16 protein-coding genes are annotated in these 14,605 nt (G+C 73.2%); 11 read left to right on the forward strand and 5 right to left on the reverse strand.

The genetic code is table 11. The features are described from left to right. The first annotated feature begins 190 nt into the window (after positions 1-190). Entirely contained in the window at positions 191-1,165 is a 975-nt protein-coding gene (locus BIV23_RS37715) for an acyl-ACP desaturase (protein ID WP_071385492.1), read from the forward strand. Between the two features lie 53 nt (positions 1,166-1,218). Here BIV23_RS37715 and BIV23_RS37720 read toward each other — a convergent pair whose 3' ends face one another. Next, the gene (locus BIV23_RS37720; protein WP_071385569.1) at positions 1,219-1,464 is read right to left on the reverse strand and encodes a WhiB family transcriptional regulator; all 246 of its coding nucleotides are present in this window, start codon (positions 1,462-1,464) and stop codon (positions 1,219-1,221) included. 280 nt (positions 1,465-1,744) lie between these two features. On the opposite strand from BIV23_RS37720, the gene BIV23_RS37725 reads away from it, so the two are divergent. Beyond that, positions 1,745-2,533 (forward strand): VOC family protein, encoded by a 789-nt coding sequence (locus BIV23_RS37725; RefSeq protein WP_071385493.1) that lies wholly within the window; start codon positions 1,745-1,747, stop codon positions 2,531-2,533. Between the two features lie 71 nt (positions 2,534-2,604). Here the strand turns inward: BIV23_RS37725 and BIV23_RS37730 are convergent, their stop codons facing one another. From BIV23_RS37730 to ligD, 3 genes are all read right to left on the reverse strand, one after another. Next, a complete protein-coding gene (locus BIV23_RS37730) occupies positions 2,605-3,678 on the reverse strand; it encodes a LacI family DNA-binding transcriptional regulator (protein ID WP_071385494.1) in 1,074 nt (357 codons plus the stop codon). 131 nt (positions 3,679-3,809) lie between these two features. Further along, the gene (locus tag BIV23_RS37735; protein ID WP_071385495.1) at positions 3,810-4,748 is read right to left on the reverse strand and encodes an ornithine cyclodeaminase family protein; all 939 of its coding nucleotides are present in this window, start codon (positions 4,746-4,748) and stop codon (positions 3,810-3,812) included. Between the two features lie 103 nt (positions 4,749-4,851). Further along, positions 4,852-5,871: a non-homologous end-joining DNA ligase gene (gene ligD / locus BIV23_RS37740; RefSeq protein WP_177240181.1), complete on the reverse strand. Its 1,020-nt coding sequence runs from the start codon at positions 5,869-5,871 to the stop codon at positions 4,852-4,854. A gap of 104 nt (positions 5,872-5,975) precedes the next feature. Between ligD and BIV23_RS37745 the strand changes: the two genes are divergently transcribed. Continuing rightward, positions 5,976-7,037 (forward strand): ATP-dependent DNA ligase, encoded by a 1,062-nt coding sequence (locus BIV23_RS37745; RefSeq protein ID WP_071385496.1) that lies wholly within the window; start codon positions 5,976-5,978, stop codon positions 7,035-7,037. A gap of 260 nt (positions 7,038-7,297) precedes the next feature. Further along, on the forward strand, positions 7,298-8,350 hold the full coding sequence (locus tag BIV23_RS37750) for a DUF3048 domain-containing protein (protein ID WP_071385497.1): 1,053 nt from the start codon (positions 7,298-7,300) through the stop codon (positions 8,348-8,350). A 78-nt stretch (positions 8,351-8,428) separates the two neighbouring features. Here the strand turns inward: BIV23_RS37750 and BIV23_RS37755 are convergent, their stop codons facing one another. Next, positions 8,429-8,893 (reverse strand): MarR family winged helix-turn-helix transcriptional regulator, encoded by a 465-nt coding sequence (locus BIV23_RS37755; RefSeq protein WP_071385498.1) that lies wholly within the window; start codon positions 8,891-8,893, stop codon positions 8,429-8,431. 183 nt (positions 8,894-9,076) lie between these two features. On the opposite strand from BIV23_RS37755, the gene BIV23_RS37760 reads away from it, so the two are divergent. Genes BIV23_RS37760 through pcaDC form a run of 7 tightly spaced genes read left to right on the forward strand, consistent with a single transcriptional unit; the run spans position 9,077 to position 14,548 of the window. Then, positions 9,077-9,832, forward strand: a complete 756-nt coding sequence (locus tag BIV23_RS37760; protein ID WP_071385499.1) for a CoA transferase subunit A — start codon at positions 9,077-9,079, stop codon at positions 9,830-9,832. Continuing rightward, positions 9,832-10,476: a CoA transferase subunit B gene (locus BIV23_RS37765; RefSeq protein ID WP_071385500.1), complete on the forward strand. Its 645-nt coding sequence runs from the start codon at positions 9,832-9,834 to the stop codon at positions 10,474-10,476. Before BIV23_RS37760 ends, BIV23_RS37765 begins: the two co-directional genes overlap by 1 nt. Continuing rightward, positions 10,473-10,613 carry a hypothetical protein gene (locus BIV23_RS50845; protein ID WP_177240182.1) on the forward strand — a complete coding sequence of 47 codons (141 nt, stop codon included), beginning with the start codon at positions 10,473-10,475 and terminating at the stop codon, positions 10,611-10,613. The genes BIV23_RS37765 and BIV23_RS50845 overlap by 4 nt, the downstream gene beginning before the upstream one ends. A 59-nt stretch (positions 10,614-10,672) precedes the next feature. Further along, entirely contained in the window at positions 10,673-11,446 is a 774-nt protein-coding gene (pcaH, locus tag BIV23_RS37770; protein ID WP_071385501.1) for a protocatechuate 3,4-dioxygenase subunit beta, read from the forward strand. A 5-nt stretch (positions 11,447-11,451) separates the two neighbouring features. Continuing rightward, entirely contained in the window at positions 11,452-12,054 is a 603-nt protein-coding gene (pcaG, locus tag BIV23_RS37775) for a protocatechuate 3,4-dioxygenase subunit alpha (RefSeq protein ID WP_071385502.1), read from the forward strand. Continuing rightward, a complete protein-coding gene (gene pcaB / locus BIV23_RS37780; protein ID WP_071385503.1) occupies positions 12,051-13,418 on the forward strand; it encodes a 3-carboxy-cis,cis-muconate cycloisomerase in 1,368 nt (455 codons plus the stop codon). Before pcaG ends, pcaB begins: the two co-directional genes overlap by 4 nt. After that, on the forward strand, positions 13,415-14,548 hold the full coding sequence (gene pcaDC / locus BIV23_RS37785) for a bifunctional 3-oxoadipate enol-lactonase/4-carboxymuconolactone decarboxylase PcaDC (RefSeq protein ID WP_071385504.1): 1,134 nt from the start codon (positions 13,415-13,417) through the stop codon (positions 14,546-14,548). The genes pcaB and pcaDC overlap by 4 nt, the downstream gene beginning before the upstream one ends. Positions 14,549-14,605 lie beyond the last annotated feature (57 nt).

A 14,605-nucleotide genomic window follows, 5' to 3' on the forward strand; every position in this document is an offset into this window, starting at 1 on the left:
ATACCTGCGCGACCCGTCCGCGGCCTGTCGAATACCCGTTCCAGGGGTGCTGATCAGCACTCTTTACAGCGAACTTAACCTACGGCTTCGTAACCTACGGCTTCGTAGCCTACGATCTCGTAGGTTTCCCGGCCCCGCTCGCCGGACCGTCCCCCGTACCCGCTCTCGCCGGCGTCCCCCTGGAGTTCCCGTGACGATCACCTCCCCTCACCTCGGCAGCCCGTCCGCCTGGACCGACGCGCGGCTGCTGTACGCGCTGGAGGAAGTGGTCGAACAGGAACTGAACCGGCATCTGAAGGTCGCCAAGGACTGGATGCCGCACGAGTACGTGCCCTGGAGCGACGGCCGTAACTTCCCCGGCCTGTTCGAGGACGGCGAGGCCTGGGACAAGGAGCAGTCCAAGGTGACCGAGATCGGGCGGACCGCCCTCGTGGTCAACCTGCTCACCGAGGACAACCTGCCGAGCTACCACCACGAGATCGCCACGCTCTTCGGCCGCGACGGCGCGTGGGGCACCTGGGTGCACCGCTGGACGGCCGAGGAGGGCCGGCACGGCATCGTGATGCGCGACTACCTGCTCGCCTCGCGCGCGGTGGACCCGGACAAGCTGGAGCAGTTCCGCATGTCGCACATGAGCGAGGGCTTCGAGTCCGACAACGGGCACTCGATGCTGCACTCGATCGCCTACGTCGCCTTCCAGGAGCTGGCCACCCGGATCTCCCACCGCAACACCGGCCACCAGTCCGGCGACCCGGTCTGCGACCGCATGCTGGCCCGCATCGCGACCGACGAGAACCTGCACATGGTCTTCTACCGCAACCTGCTGAAGTCCGCCTTCGAGCTGGCGCCCGACCTGACCATGCAGGCGGTCCGGGACGTCGTCGTCAACTTCCGCATGCCCGGCCACGGCATCCCCGGCTTCGAGCGGGCCGCCGCGCAGATGGCCATCGGCGAGGTCTACAACCTGCGCATCCACCACGACGACGTGCTCCAGCCGGTACTGCGCTTCCTGAAGGTCATGGAGATCGACGGCCTCGGCCCCGAGGGCCGCCAGGCGCAGGAGGAACTGGGCCTGTTCATGGGCGGCCTGAACGACGAGGCCACGAAGTTCGACGAAAAGCTGGCCGCGCGCAAGGCCCGGATGGCGGCGCGCGCGGCGCGCTGACGCCCCCCGTACGCAACGGCCGTCGGTGACGGGGCCCGGCGGCCTGCCCGGTCTCAGCCGGAGGTGCGGCGCAGGGCGAGGCGCTCCTTCTCGGAGAGCCCGCCCCAGACGCCGAAGCGCTCGTCGTGGGCCAGGGCGTAGTCCAGACAGGCCGGGCGCAGCTCGCACATGGCGCAGATGCGCTTCGCCTCGCGCACCGAGCTGCCGGGCTCGGGGAAGAAGAAGTCCGGCCCGGTCTGGGCGCACAGGGCCTGCGCCTGCCACGTCTCGTCGGCCGGGGTCATCGTGTCGGAGTGCATGCCCAGGATCGTGCCGGGCGGCGAAAAACGTTCGATCAACGCCCGCTCAACGGGGCCGTCAAGGCCTCCGGCCGACCCGATCATGCGCCCCCGGTCCAGGCACATGCACGGCGGCGCGCGGGGCGTGTCGGAATGCCCCGGGAACGCACCCGGTCACCCTGCGTGATCACGGGGCCACTCGGGCGCGCGGCGGTGCCGGGCGGTACTCCGGCGGCGAGTGTCAGTGGCGGGTGCCAGACTCGGCAGTGCAGAGGACGGGACCCTTCCGAGGAGGGCGAAGATGCTCACCACCCGTTTCGCCGACGGCGCGCCGAACTGGACCGATGTCAGCAGCCCCGACATCGACGGTGCCCGCTCCTTCTACGGCGGCCTCTTCGGCTGGCAGTACCGGTCGGCGGGACCGGACGCCGGCGGCTACGGCTTCTTCCAGCTGGCCGGCCGCACCGTGGCGGGCCTCGGGCCGAACGACCCGCAACAGGGCCCGCCCGCCTGGACCGTGTACTTCCGGAGCGCGGACGCCGGGGCCACCGCCGAGGCGGCCGAGCAGGCGCACGGCCGGGTGCTGGCCCCGCCCATGGATGTCATGGGCCAGGGACACCTGGCGATCCTGGCCGACAAAGCGGGCGTGCCGTTCGGGATCTGGCAGCCCGGACGGACCGAGGGCTTCGAGGTGGCGAGCGAGCCCGGGTCGCTGTGCTGGGTCGAGCTGTACACACCGGACGTCGCGGCGGGCGCCGCCTTCTACCACCGGGTGCTCGGCCTGGAGACCTCCTCGGTGGCGCTCCCGGGCGGGACGTACACGTGCCTCAGCCCGGCCGGTGCCGACGAGGACGCGATGTTCGGAGGGATCATGTCGCCGGCCGACAGCGGTGTGGCCGACGGCGCGCCGTACTGGCTGCCGTACTTCGAGGTCGAGGACGCGGACGCCACGGTCGGCAGGGCCGAGCAGCTCGGCGGGGCGATACGCAGGCCGGCGACGACGGTGGCAGGCGTCGGCCGCACGGCCCAGCTCACCGATCCGTACGGCGCCCGCTTCGCGGTGATACGGAGCGCGTCGCGGCAGGGCTGAGCCCCAGCGGTCCCCGAGGCGGCCCTCCCCTGCCCGCGGCGGTGCCCGACGGTGACCGTGCCCGCCCGGGGCTATGCGGAGGCCCGGCGGATCAGGGTCGTCGGAAGGATCACACCGCCGTCGGGCGGCGTGTCCGCCCGCAGCGCGACGCGGTCCCGGCCGCCGGGCAGGCCGTGCAGCAGCAGACGGGCCATCAGGCGGCCCATCTCCTCGATGTCCTGACGGACCGTGGTCAGCGGCGGCTCGGTCTGCTCGGTGACGGGCAGCATGTCGTCGAAGCCGATCACGGCCACGTCCTCGGGCACGCGCCGTCCGCTCTCGCGCAGCACCCGCAGGGCGCCGAGCGCGGTGAGGTCGTTGGCGGCGAACACGGCGTCCACGTCCGGGCACCGGTCGAGCAGTGTCCGCATCGCGCGTTCCCCGCCGGCCGGGGTGAAGTCGCTCTCCACGACCAGCCGGGCATCGGCACCGCCCGGTACGTCGGCCATGACCTCCCGGTATCCGTCGAGCCGGTCCACGGCCGAGGTCTGGTCCAGGGCACCGGTGAGGTGCGCGATGCGCCGGCGGCCGAGGTCCACGAGGTGGCGTACGGCGGCGCGGGCCCCGCCCCGGTTGTCGCAGTCGACGTAGACGACGCCCGCGCTCCGCCCTGCCCGGGGATCGTCGCCCCAGTCGGGCCGCCCGCCGAACACGGTGGGCACACCGGCGTCGTGGATGAGACCGGGCAGCGGGTCGTCGAGGTGCAGCGAGAAGACGAGCGCGCCGTCGACGTGTCCGCCGGCGAGATAGCGGGCCACGCGCGCGTGGTCGTCGCGGCCCTCGGTGAGCAGCAGCACCAACTGGTTGTCGTGGGCGGTCAGTTCCTTGCTGATGCCGCGCAGCTGGAGGGCGAAGAAGGGGTCGGCGAAGACCCGGGCCTCGGGTTCGGCGATGACGACGGCGACGGCGTCGTGCCGGCGGGTGACGAGGCTGCGGGCCGCACGGTTGGGCACGTAGCCCAGCTCCGCCACGGCCTGCCGGACCCGCTCGGCCAGCGGCTCGCGCACCCCGTCGCCGCCGTTGACCACCCGGGACACGGTGGCTCGGGACACACCGGCCAGCGCGGCCACGGCCTCCAGCGTGGGGCGCGACACTGCCTCGGTCACTTCAGGACTCCTCATCGGCGGCTGCCGGTCAGGATAACCGCGAGAGGGCACCGCCGCCGGTGCCGTGGCATCGCCCCGGCCAGGACGGATCGCCCGGCACCGGCCGGCTCTTTCCCGTCCGGGCCGAGGGCTCAGCCCAGCAGGTCGATCGTCGATCCCACGCCCCGGCGTTCCGCCTCCCGCCAGGCGAGCCAGGAGAGGGCGAGATCCTGCCAGGGCAGCCCGACCGGGGCGTACACCGTGCGCTGCCCGGCCGAGGTGCGCCCGGGGTGGGTGCCGCTCAGGATGTCGGTGAGGGTGGTGTCGGCGGTGCTCCGGACGAGCGCGGGATCAGCCAACACTCCCATGGTGGCGGCGAGTTCGCCGTCATCGACGACGAGCAGCGCGGCGTCGAGCAGATCGGGGGCGAGTTCCCGCTTGCCGGGCTCGTCGGTGCCGAGACTGGTGAAGTGCTGCCCGGGGCGGGTGGCGGCGAGGGCGAGCAGTGGTGCCCGGGACCAGGTCGCGAGCAGGACGACGTCGGCCGCCTCGGCCACCGCGCCGGGGGAGGCCAGCACCCGGCCGCCGTGCCGGTCGGCGAACGCGGCGGCGCGCCCGGCGTCCGTGTCGTGGACGACGAGCCGCCGGGGCCGCCGCTCACCCGTCAGACCACGCAGCGTCAACTCGGCCTGGGCGCCCGCCCCGATCACGCCGAGTACGCCGGACCCGGCCGGGGCCAGCAGTGCGGTGCCGAGGGCGGCGGCCAGCCCGGTCCGCCAGGCCGTGACGGTCGCCGAGTCCAGCAGCGCGAGCAACTCCCCGTCCGCGCCGCTGTGCAGGCAGACCACCCCGCGCAGGGCGGGCCGGGCCGCGGGGAACTTGGCGTTCACCTTCACCGTGTACGCGTCGATACCGGGCAGCAGGCCGGGGACGAGCGCGGTGGCGGTGCCGGGGAACGGCAGGTCGGTGCGGACGCGTCGGCCGGGTACGGCCACGGTGCCGGCCTCGCGGAAGCCGTCGCGCAGGGCCGCGAGAGCGGCCTGCGGCGCCAGCACGGTCTGCAGGTCGCTCCGGGTCAGGACACGGGTCATCCCGCCATGATCGCCCGGCCGGGGCGCCGTTGTCAGTGGCGTGGTGCATGCTGTGATCAGTGGCGCAGCGGTGCCGACCCGGCACTCTCCACACGACGTCCCCTCACGACGTCCCCTCCCGCCGGGCCCGGCTCGGCTGGACCCGTTTCGGTTCGCCCGGCATCTTCGGGTACTCCGGCGGGTACGGCAGATCGCCCAGGCCGTGGTCGTGTTCGTCGCGGCGGGCCAGTTCCAGGAGGGCGTCCAGGGAGTAGGCGTGCTCGTCCATGTCGGCGTGTACGTCGCCGAGTTCGGCGAAGCGGGCCGGCATGGTGGCGAGGTCGAAGTCTTGCGGGTGGACCGCGTCGACCTCCGCCCAGCGCAGCGGTGCCGAGACGGGTGCGTTCGGGCGGGGCCGCAGCGAGTAGGCGGAGGCGATGGTGCGGTCGCGGGCCGTCTGGTTGTAGTCCAGGAAGATACGGCGGCCCCGTTCCTCCTTCCACCACTTGATCGTCACCTGGTCCGGCATCCGGCGTTCCATCTCCCGGCCGACGGCGATCGCAGCACGGCGCACCTGGGTGAAGGTCCAGCGCGGTTCGATCGGGACGAAGACGTGCAGGCCGCGCCCGCCGGAGGTCTTCGGCCAGCCGCGCAGCCCGCCGAACTCCGCGAGGACGGACCGGAGTTCGTGGGCGGCGCGGACGGCGTCGCCGAAGTCGGTGCCGGGCTGCGGGTCGAGGTCGATGCGCAGTTCGTCGGGGTGGTCGACGTGGGTGCGGCGCACCGGCCAGGGATGGAAGGTGAGGGTGCCGTACTGGGCGGCCCACACCACGGCGGCCTCCTCCGTGGGGCACATCTCGTCGGCGCTGCGGCCGCTGGGGAAGGTGATGTGGGCGGTCGGGATCCAGCCGGGCATGCCCTTGGGTGCGCGCTTCTGGTAGAACCACTCGCCGTCGACGCCGTCCGGGTAGCGCTGGAGGGTGGTGGGGCGGTCGCGCAGGGCGCGCAGGATGCCCGGGCCGACGCGGGCGTAGTACCGCGCCACGTCCAGCTTGGTGAAACCGCGCTCGGGGAAGAAGACCTTGTCCGGGCTGGACAGCCGTACGGTCCGGCCGGCCACCTCCAGTTCCACCGCATCGCCCATGCGGCCACGGTAGGCGCACCCCGTACGCCTCGCATACCGTGATATCCAATAGCGGAGAAGGTGAAAGCGGGCGATCGCGGATGTATGCGAGCAGAATCGGACGCATGGATCTGCCCGTGATGCCGCCCGTGAAACCCATGCTCGCCAAGTCGGTGGCGACGATCCCGCCGGGTATGCACTACGAGGCGAAGTGGGACGGGTTCCGGGCCGTCGTGTTCCGTGACGGGTTCGAGATCGAGCTGGGCAGCCGTACCGGAAAGCCGCTGACCAGGTACTTTCCCGAGCTCGTCGCCGCGTTGCGGGAGCGGGTGCCGAAGCGGTGCGTGCTCGACGGGGAGATCGTGATCGCGCGGAACGGCCGGCTGGACTTCGACGCGCTGACCGAGCGGATCCACCCGGCGGACTCCCGGGTGCGGATGCTGGCCGAGAAGACCCCGGCCTCCTTCGTCGCCTTCGACCTGCTCGCACTGGACAGCGAGTCGCTGCTCGACGTGCCGCTGACCGACCGCCGCGCCCTGCTGGACCGGGCACTCGCCGTGTCGACCCCGCCGGTGCATCTGGCGCCCGCGACGACGGACCTCCAGGTGGCCGAGCGGTGGTTCGAGCAGTACGAGGGCGCCGGCCTGGACGGTGTCGTCGCCAAGCCGCTCACGCTGCGCTATCTCCCGGACGAGCGGGCCATGTTCAAGATCAAGCACGAGCGGACTGCCGACGTCGTCGTGGCCGGGTACCGCTTCCACAAGAGCGGGCCGGTGGTCGGCTCGCTGCTGCTCGGGCTGTACGACGAGCACGGCAGGCTCCAGCACGTGGGCGTCTCGGCCGCCTTCGCCATGAGGAAGCGGGCCGAACTGGTCGAGGAACTGGAGCCGTTGCGCATGGACGACGTTTCCGGGCACCCGTGGGCCGCCTGGTCGCAGGAGTCCGCGCACGAGACGGCCCGGCTGCCGGGGGCGCCGAGCCGCTGGTCCGGCAAGAAGGACCTGTCCTGGGTGCCGCTGCGCCCGGAGCGGGTCGCCGAGGTGGCCTACGACCACATGGAGAACGGTCAACGATTCCGGCACACGGCCCGCTTCCGCCGCTGGCGCCCGGACCGCACCCCGGAGAGCTGCACCTACGCCCAGCTGGAGGAGCCGGTGCGGTACGACCTGGCGGAGATCCTGGGCTGACGGCCCGGCCGGACGGCGGGGGCGTCTCCCGGGGCGTCGCGACATGCCGTCCGGTGACCGAGGCACCCTCGCGGTCGACCTGCCCTCCCCTGCCCGCCGCGGCGCCGTCGTGGTCCCGCGCGCTGCGCGACGGAGCCGCACGACGGCCCCCGGCCGGGCGCCACGCCGGGGCCCACCCCCGCCCGGGTCACACCCTGCGCCCAATCGGCTCACCGACCGGGCACGACCGTACGCGACCGGGTAACTCCACCGTCAACCTGATGAGCACACGATCGGACCATGTGGACGGGAGGGCAACGGTGGGCCTGAGATGCGGAGTGCGCTCGCGGAGCGCGGTACTGGTGGCGGCCGGGCTGGCCGTCGCCCTGACGTCCTCCCTCACCGCGGGCTGCGCCCACGGCGGCCGGGACGACGACCGCGCGCCGCAGCACACGTCGGCGGTACCCGCACCACCCGCCGCGCTGTCGCGAAGAGCGGTCTCCCCGGACGTGCCGGCCGGGTCACCGCTCGCCGTGAAGATCGACAACGCGCCCCAGGCCCGGCCGCAGACCGGGCTGGCCGAGGCGGACGTGGTGTACGCGGAGCAGGTGGAGGGCGGGTTGAGCCGGCTGATGGCGGTGTACGCGAGCCGGCTGCCGCGGACCGTCGGACCGGTGCGCAGCGCCCGTGAGTCCGACCTCGAACTGCTGCGCCAGTTCGGCCGGCCGACGCTCGCCTTCTCCGGCGCCCAGCACAAGCTGCTGCCGCTGATCGGCCGCGCCCCGCTGCGGGCGCAGTCGCCCGACCACGCTCCCGGCGCCTACTACCGGGGCCTCGGCAGGCGCGCGCCGCACAACCTCTACCTCCGCCCGGACCGGCTGCTGCCGGCCGCTCCGGGCACGGCGGCCCTGGGGACGGGCTTCCGCTACGGCCCGGCGCCGGCGGCCGGCGGGATCCCCACCGCCTCGCGCACCGTCCGCTACCCGGCCGCCCGCTTCACCTTCACCTGGTCCGCCGCGCGCGGCCGCTGGCTGGTCGCGATGGACGGCAGGACGACGGTCACGACCGCCGGCACACCGGTGGCACCAGCCACCGTCGTCGTGCAGTACGTGAGGATCCGCACCTCGGGCTACCACGACAAGCTCGGCAATCACACGCCGTACACGCAGACGGTCGGCTCGGGCAGGGCGGAGGTGCTGCGCGACGGACGGTCCTTCCTCGCCTCATGGTCGCGGCCGGCCGCGACGGGCGGTACGACGTTCACGGCGGCGGACGGCGGGCCGCTGACGTTCGCCGCCGGCCAGGTGTGGGTGGTGTTCGCCCCCGCGCCGTGAGTCACCCTGCGCCTTCGTGCACCGCCGTACACCTCCGTGCTCCGCCGGACGCCTCCGTGACGGCCGGGGACGGCGCGGTCAGCCCTGCGCCGCCACCGGCTCGGCCGGATGGCGCAGGGCCTCCGCGGCGTCCGCCACCCTGCGGAGCAGATCGAAGAACACGGTCTGTTCCTCGGCCGACAGGGGCGCGAGGAAGACCTGGTTCATCCGCGCGGTGCGCACGGTGAGCCTGCGGTGGGTGCGCAGCCCGTCGTCGGTGAGGCCGAGGAGGAAACGCCGGCCGTCCTGCGGGTCGCGCGCCTTGGTGAGCAGTCCCCGGCGGGTGAGCCGGCTGATGACCTCGGCGATGGTCGAACGGTCCAGCCCGACCCGCTCCCCCACGGTCCGCTGGTCGAGTCCGGGCTCGGCGACGAGCGCGTTCATGACCGCGAACTGGGGCGAGGTGATCTCCTCGGAGACCATCGAATTCCACAGCAGATAGTGCGCCTGCTGGAGTCGCCGGGCCAGATGCCCGGGATGGGTGGTGAGGTCCACCGCGGCCATGCGCGCTCTCCCTGAAACAATTGGTTGGTGTACTGAACGATAACCGGCGACGACTTGACCTGTCTTCCAGCCGAAGCGCATACGTACTGGGGCCTTGACGGCCTTCACCTCCGGTGGCAGCGTGAGAGTCACCTCGCTGAAATAGTCAGTGCCCTGATTAATTGACGAGATGGGGCTTCACGGATGGACAAGGTGGTCGCCACGGCCGGGCAGGCCGTGGCCGATGTGCCGGACGGCGCGTCCCTCGCGGTCGGCGGATTCGGGCTGAGCGGTGTGCCGAACGTGCTGATCCGGGCGCTCCACGAGCGCGGGGCCGGCGCGCTGAGCGTGGTGTCGAACAACTGCGGGGCGATGGAGACCGGGCTGGCGGTGCTGCTGGCCGCGGGCCGGATCGCCCGGGTGACCGGCTCGTACATCGGCGGCAACAAGGAGTTCGCCCGGCAGTACCTGGGCGGCGAACTGGAGGTGGAGCTCATCCCGCAGGGCACGCTCGCGGAGCGGCTGCGCGCGGGCGGCGCCGGGATCCCCGCCTTCTACACCCCGGCCGGGGTCGGCACCCAGGTCGCCGAGGGCGGCCTGCCCTGGCGTTACGACGGCGCGGGCGGCGTCGCGCTGGCCTCGCCGCCGAAGGAGGTGCGGGAGTTCGACGGCACCGAGTACGTGCTGGAGCGGGCCATCCGTACCGACTTCGCGCTGGTGCGGGCCGCGCAGGGCGACCGGCACGGCAATCTCGTGTTCCACAAGTCCTCCCGGAACTTCAATCCCCTTGCCGCCATGGCCGGCCGGGTCACGATCGCCGAGGTCGAGGAACTGGTCGAGCCCGGCGGGATCGACCCCGACGCGGTCCATGTGCCGGGCGTGTTCGTCCAGCGGGTGGTGGCGCTGACCCCTGAGCAGGCGGCGGACAAGAGGATCGAGCAGCGGACGGTGAGCAGCTGATGGCCTGGACACGCGAGGAGATGGCCGCACGGGCCGCACGGGAGCTGCGCGACGGGCAGTACGTCAACCTCGGCATCGGCCTGCCGACCCTGATCCCGAACCATCTGCCGCCGGGGGTGGAGGTGGTGCTGGAGTCGGAGAACGGGATCCTCGGCACCGGGCCGTATCCGACGGACGACCAGGTGGACCCGGATCTGATCAACGCGGGCAAGGAGACGGTGACGGTGCTGCCGGGGGCGTCCTTCTTCGACTCGGCGCTGTCCTTCGCGATGATCCGCGGCGGGCACATCGACGTGGCCGTGCTCGGCGCGATGCAGGTGTCCGCCTGCGGCGACCTGGCCAACTGGGCCGTGCCGGGCAAGCTGGTCACCGGGATCGGCGGCGCCATGGACCTGGTGCACGGTGCCCGGCAGGTGATCGTGGTGATGACGCACACCGCGAAGGACGGCTCGCCGAAGATCCTCAAGGAGTGCACGCTGCCGCTCACGGGGAAGGCGTGCGTGAACCGGGTCATCACGGACCTGGCGGTCCTCGACGTCACCGAGGACGGACTCGTCCTCGGGGAGACCGCACCCGGCATCACGGTGGACGAGGTGGCCGCCCGGACCGACGCCGAACTGACCGTCGCGGAGAACCTGCTGTGAACGCGGTCGGCACACTCACCACCGTGTACGTCGTCGATGCCGTCCGCACCCCGATCGGCCGCCACGGCTCCGGCACCGGCGTGGCCGGCCTCCGCACCGGCGTGGGCCAGGGCCTCGCCCTCGTCCTCGAACGCTGAGGACCCCGTCCCCGCCCCCATCGCCGTCCTCGTACGCCAAGGAAGCATCAGGTATCCCCATGGCCCTCACCCAGCAGGACATCGACCTCGAGATCGCCGCCGAGCGCGCCGCGTACGAGAAGCGTGTCGCCGACGGTGCTCCCGTCGAGCACCATCCACGCCGGGACTACGTCCCGTACCGCTCCTCCGTCCTCCGCCACCCCCGGCAGCCGCTGGTCGCCATCGACACCGGCGCGGACCCGGAACTGGTGGAGCTGCACTCCCCCGCCTTCGGCGAGCGCGACCTCACCGGGATCGACAACGACCTCACCCGGCAGCACACCGGGGAACCCATCGGGGAGCGGATCACCGTCTCCGGGCGGCTGCTGGACCGCGACGGCCGCCCGGTGCGCCGACAGCTGATCGAGATCTGGCAGGCCAACTCGGCCGGGCGGTACGCCCATCAGCGCGAACAGCACGACGCGCCGCTCGACCCGAACTTCACCGGGGTCGGCCGCACCCTCACCGACGCCGAGGGCCGCTACCGCTTCACCACCGTCCAGCCCGGCCCCTACCCCTGGCGCAACCACGTGAACGCCTGGCGCCCGGCCCACATCCACTTCTCGGTGTTCGGCACGGCGTTCACACAGCGGCTGGTGACCCAGATGTACTTCCCGAACGACCCGCTCTTCCCGTACGACCCGATCCTCCAGTCGGTGACGGACGACGCGGCCCGGCAGCGGCTGGTCGCCTCCTACGACCACAGCCTGTCGGTGCCGGAGTTCTCCCTCGGCTACCGCTGGGACATCGTGCTGGACGGCCCGGCCGCCACCTGGACCGAAGAAGGACGCTGACCGCCATGACGAAGATCGACACGAGCGGCCCGGAGCAGGTGCCGCCCACCCCGTCCCACACGGTCGGCCCCTTCTACGGCTACGCGCTGCCCTTCCGCGGCGGCGAGGACATCGCGCCGCTCGGCCACCCGGACACCGTCACCGTCCACGGGTACGTCCTCGACGGCGCGGGCGAGCCGCTGCCGGACGCCCTCGTGGAGGTGTGGGGTCCGCGGCCCGACGGCACGGTCCCGAAGGCCGACGGCTCCCTGCGGCGCGACCCGGCCACCGGCGGCCATCTCGGCCGCAACGGCGTGGAGTTCACCGGCTGGGGCCGGATCCAGACGGACGCCGACGGCCACTGGTACGCCCGTACGCTCCGGCCCGGCGCCCGCGGCGGCAGCGCCCCGTACCTCAGCGTGTGCGTCTTCGCACGCGGCCTGCTGGTTCACCTGTTCACCCGGATCTACCTGCCCGATGACGAGACCGCACTGGCCGGCGACCCGCTGCTCACCCGGGTGGGCGACCGGCGCGGCACGCTGATCGCCGGGACCGAGGGCACGGGCCTCTACCGTTTCGACATCCGCCTTCAGGGCGAGGGCGAGACGGTCTTCCTGGAGTACCAGTGACGACGGCTGAGCGGGCGGCAGCCGAGCCCCACGACGGTGACACCGGCCTGCTCGGACCCGGGTGGGCCGGATCCGCGGCGGCGGACGCCACGAGCGACACCGCGTTCCTGCGGGCCCTCCTCGACGCCGAGGCGGCCCTCACCCGCGCGCAGGCCGCCCTCGGCCTCGCGCCCGCCGCGGCCGCCGACGCGGTGACCGGGGCGGCCGACCCCGCCCGCTTCGACGTCCGCTCCCTCACCGGGCGCGCCCGGGCCGGCGGCAATCCCGTGATCCCGCTGGTGGCCGACCTGACCACCGCGGTGGGCGAGCCGTACGGCCCCTACGTCCACCGGGGCGCCACCAGCCAGGACATCCTGGACACCGCCGCCATGCTGGTCGCCGCGCGCACCCTGGACCTGATCCTCGACGACCTCGCCCGCACCGGGCGCGCCCTCGCACGGCTCGCCGCCGGCCACCGGGACACACCGATGCCGGGGCGCACCCTCACCCAGCACGCGGTGCCCACGACCTTCGGGCTGAAGGCCGCCGACTGGCGCTCGCTGGCCCTGGACGCCCGCGACCGCATCGCACGGGTACGACGGACACTCCCGGCCCAACTGGGCGGCGCCGCCGGAACGCTGGCCGCCTTCGCGGCGTACGGGGCCCCGGACGCGGCCGCACTGACCGAGGCGTACGCGGGCGAACTGGGCCTTTGCGCACCGCTGTTGCCCTGGCACACGCTGCGCACGCCCGTCGCCGACCTGGCCGGTGCGACGGCCTTCACCACCGGCGCCCTGGGCAAGCTGGGCGAGGACGTGCTGACGCTGTCACGGACGGAGATCGGGGAGGTCGCCGAGGGCAAGGGCGGCGGATCGTCCGCCATGCCGCACAAGGCCAACCCCGTGCGCGCCACCCTCCTCGCGGCCGCCGCCCGCCGCGCCCCGCAGCTCGCGGCCACCCTGTACGGTTCGCTCGCCGCCGGAGACGAACGGCCGGCCGGGGCCTGGCACGCCGAGTGGGAACCGCTGCGCGACCTGCTCCGGCTGACCGGCGGCGCGGCCCGCGACGCGGCCGAACTCGCCGAGGGACTGCGCGTGGACGCCGGCGCCATGCGCCGCAACCTGGACCTCACCCACGGCCTGATCGTCTCCGAACGACTGTCCGCCGCACTGGCTCCCCGCCTCGGCCGCACCCGGGCGAAGGACCTGCTCACCGCACTCGCCCGGCGCACCCACACCGAACACCGGCCGCTCGCCGAACTCCTCGGCGAACTCATCGCCGTGGAGCCGGAGTTGAAGGACCTCGACCTGGCCGATCTGACCGACCCCACGCACTACACCGGCTTCGCCGGCGCCCTCACCGACCGTGCTCTGGAGCGACGTTGACGACAAAACTCCTCAACCACCGTGCGGAAGGCCCCGCTTCCGCTCCCCCGCTGCTGCTCGGACCGTCGCTGGGCACCTCGTACGCCCTGTGGGACGCGGTCGCGCCCGAACTGTCCGTCACACACCGGGTGATGCGCTGGGACCTGCCCGGGCACGGGGGCTCGGCGGCGGACCTGATCGGGCCCGGCGCGACCGTCGGCGACCTCGCCGCGCTGGTGCTGGACCTCGCCGACGCGCTGGACGTCGACCGGTTCGCGTACGCGGGGGTGTCCCTGGGCGGTGCCGTCGGCCTGCACCTGGCCGTGCACCACCCCGACCGGCTGACCTCGCTCGCCGTCCTGTGCTCCTCCGCCCACTTCGGCGGCGGCGCGGCCTGGTCGGAGCGGGCCGAGCGGGTACGGCGCGAGGGACTGGAGTGGCTGGTGGAGAGCGCCGACGCGCGCTGGTTCACGCCCGGGTTCACCGTGCCGCGGCTGGTGCGGGACCACCGGGAGGCCGACCCTCGAGCGTACGCCGCCTGCTGCGACGCGCTCGCCGCGTTCGATCTGCGCCACCGGCTCGGCGAGATCACCGTACCGACACTGCTCGTGGCGGGCCGGGAGGATCCCGCGACGCCGCCCGCGCATCTGCGGGAGCTCGCCGACGCGGTGCCCGGCGCGACGCTGGTCGAACTGCCCGGGGCCTCGCACCTCGCTCCCGCGCAGTGCCCGCAGGCCGTGTCGACGGCGCTGCGCAGCCAACTCGACGGACCGCCGGCGAGCGGGATGACAGTGCGCCGTCAGGTCCTGGGCGACGCGCACGTGGACCGGGCGCAGGACCGGCAGACCCCGTTCACCGCCCGCTTCCAGGACTTCATCTCCCGCTACGCCTGGGGCGAGATCTGGACCGACCCCACACTGTCCCGCCGCGAGCGCAGCATGATCACCCTGACCGCGCTGGTCGCACACGGCCACGACGACGAGTTGGCGATGCATGTCCGCGCGGCGCGGCGCAACGGGCTGACGCCCGAGGAGATCGGCGCGGTGCTGCTGCAGACCGCCGTGTACTGCGGGGTGCCGGCGGCCAACTCCGCGTTCGCGACGGCCCAGCGGGTGCTCGCCGAACTCGCCGAGGAGGAGGGGGCGGGCTGAGGTCGACGGCACATGGTCGACGGTATGCGTTGTACGGTCGACCGTACGCACGCCACC

The sequence above is a fragment of the Streptomyces monashensis genome (assembly GCF_001866665.1).
In the GTDB taxonomy this organism is placed as follows: Bacteria; Actinomycetota; Actinomycetes; order Streptomycetales; family Streptomycetaceae; genus Streptomyces; species Streptomyces monashensis.

Coding starts and splice junctions, on each gene's coding strand:
- BIV23_RS37720 (WP_071385569.1), bottom strand. CDS start 1,464: ATGCACTCCGACACGATGACCCCGGCCGACGAGACGTGGCAGGCGCAG.
- BIV23_RS37725 (WP_071385493.1), top strand. CDS start 1,745: ATGCTCACCACCCGTTTCGCCGACGGCGCGCCGAACTGGACCGATGTC.
- BIV23_RS37735 (WP_071385495.1), bottom strand. CDS start 4,748: ATGACCCGTGTCCTGACCCGGAGCGACCTGCAGACCGTGCTGGCGCCG.
- ligD (WP_177240181.1), bottom strand. CDS start 5,871: ATGGGCGATGCGGTGGAACTGGAGGTGGCCGGCCGGACCGTACGGCTG.
- BIV23_RS37745 (WP_071385496.1), top strand. CDS start 5,976: ATGGATCTGCCCGTGATGCCGCCCGTGAAACCCATGCTCGCCAAGTCG.
- BIV23_RS37750 (WP_071385497.1), top strand. CDS start 7,298: ATGAGCACACGATCGGACCATGTGGACGGGAGGGCAACGGTGGGCCTG.
- BIV23_RS37755 (WP_071385498.1), bottom strand. CDS start 8,893: ATGGCCGCGGTGGACCTCACCACCCATCCCGGGCATCTGGCCCGGCGA.
- BIV23_RS37760 (WP_071385499.1), top strand. CDS start 9,077: ATGGACAAGGTGGTCGCCACGGCCGGGCAGGCCGTGGCCGATGTGCCG.
- BIV23_RS37765 (WP_071385500.1), top strand. CDS start 9,832: ATGGCCTGGACACGCGAGGAGATGGCCGCACGGGCCGCACGGGAGCTG.
- pcaH (WP_071385501.1), top strand. CDS start 10,673: ATGGCCCTCACCCAGCAGGACATCGACCTCGAGATCGCCGCCGAGCGC.
- pcaG (WP_071385502.1), top strand. CDS start 11,452: ATGACGAAGATCGACACGAGCGGCCCGGAGCAGGTGCCGCCCACCCCG.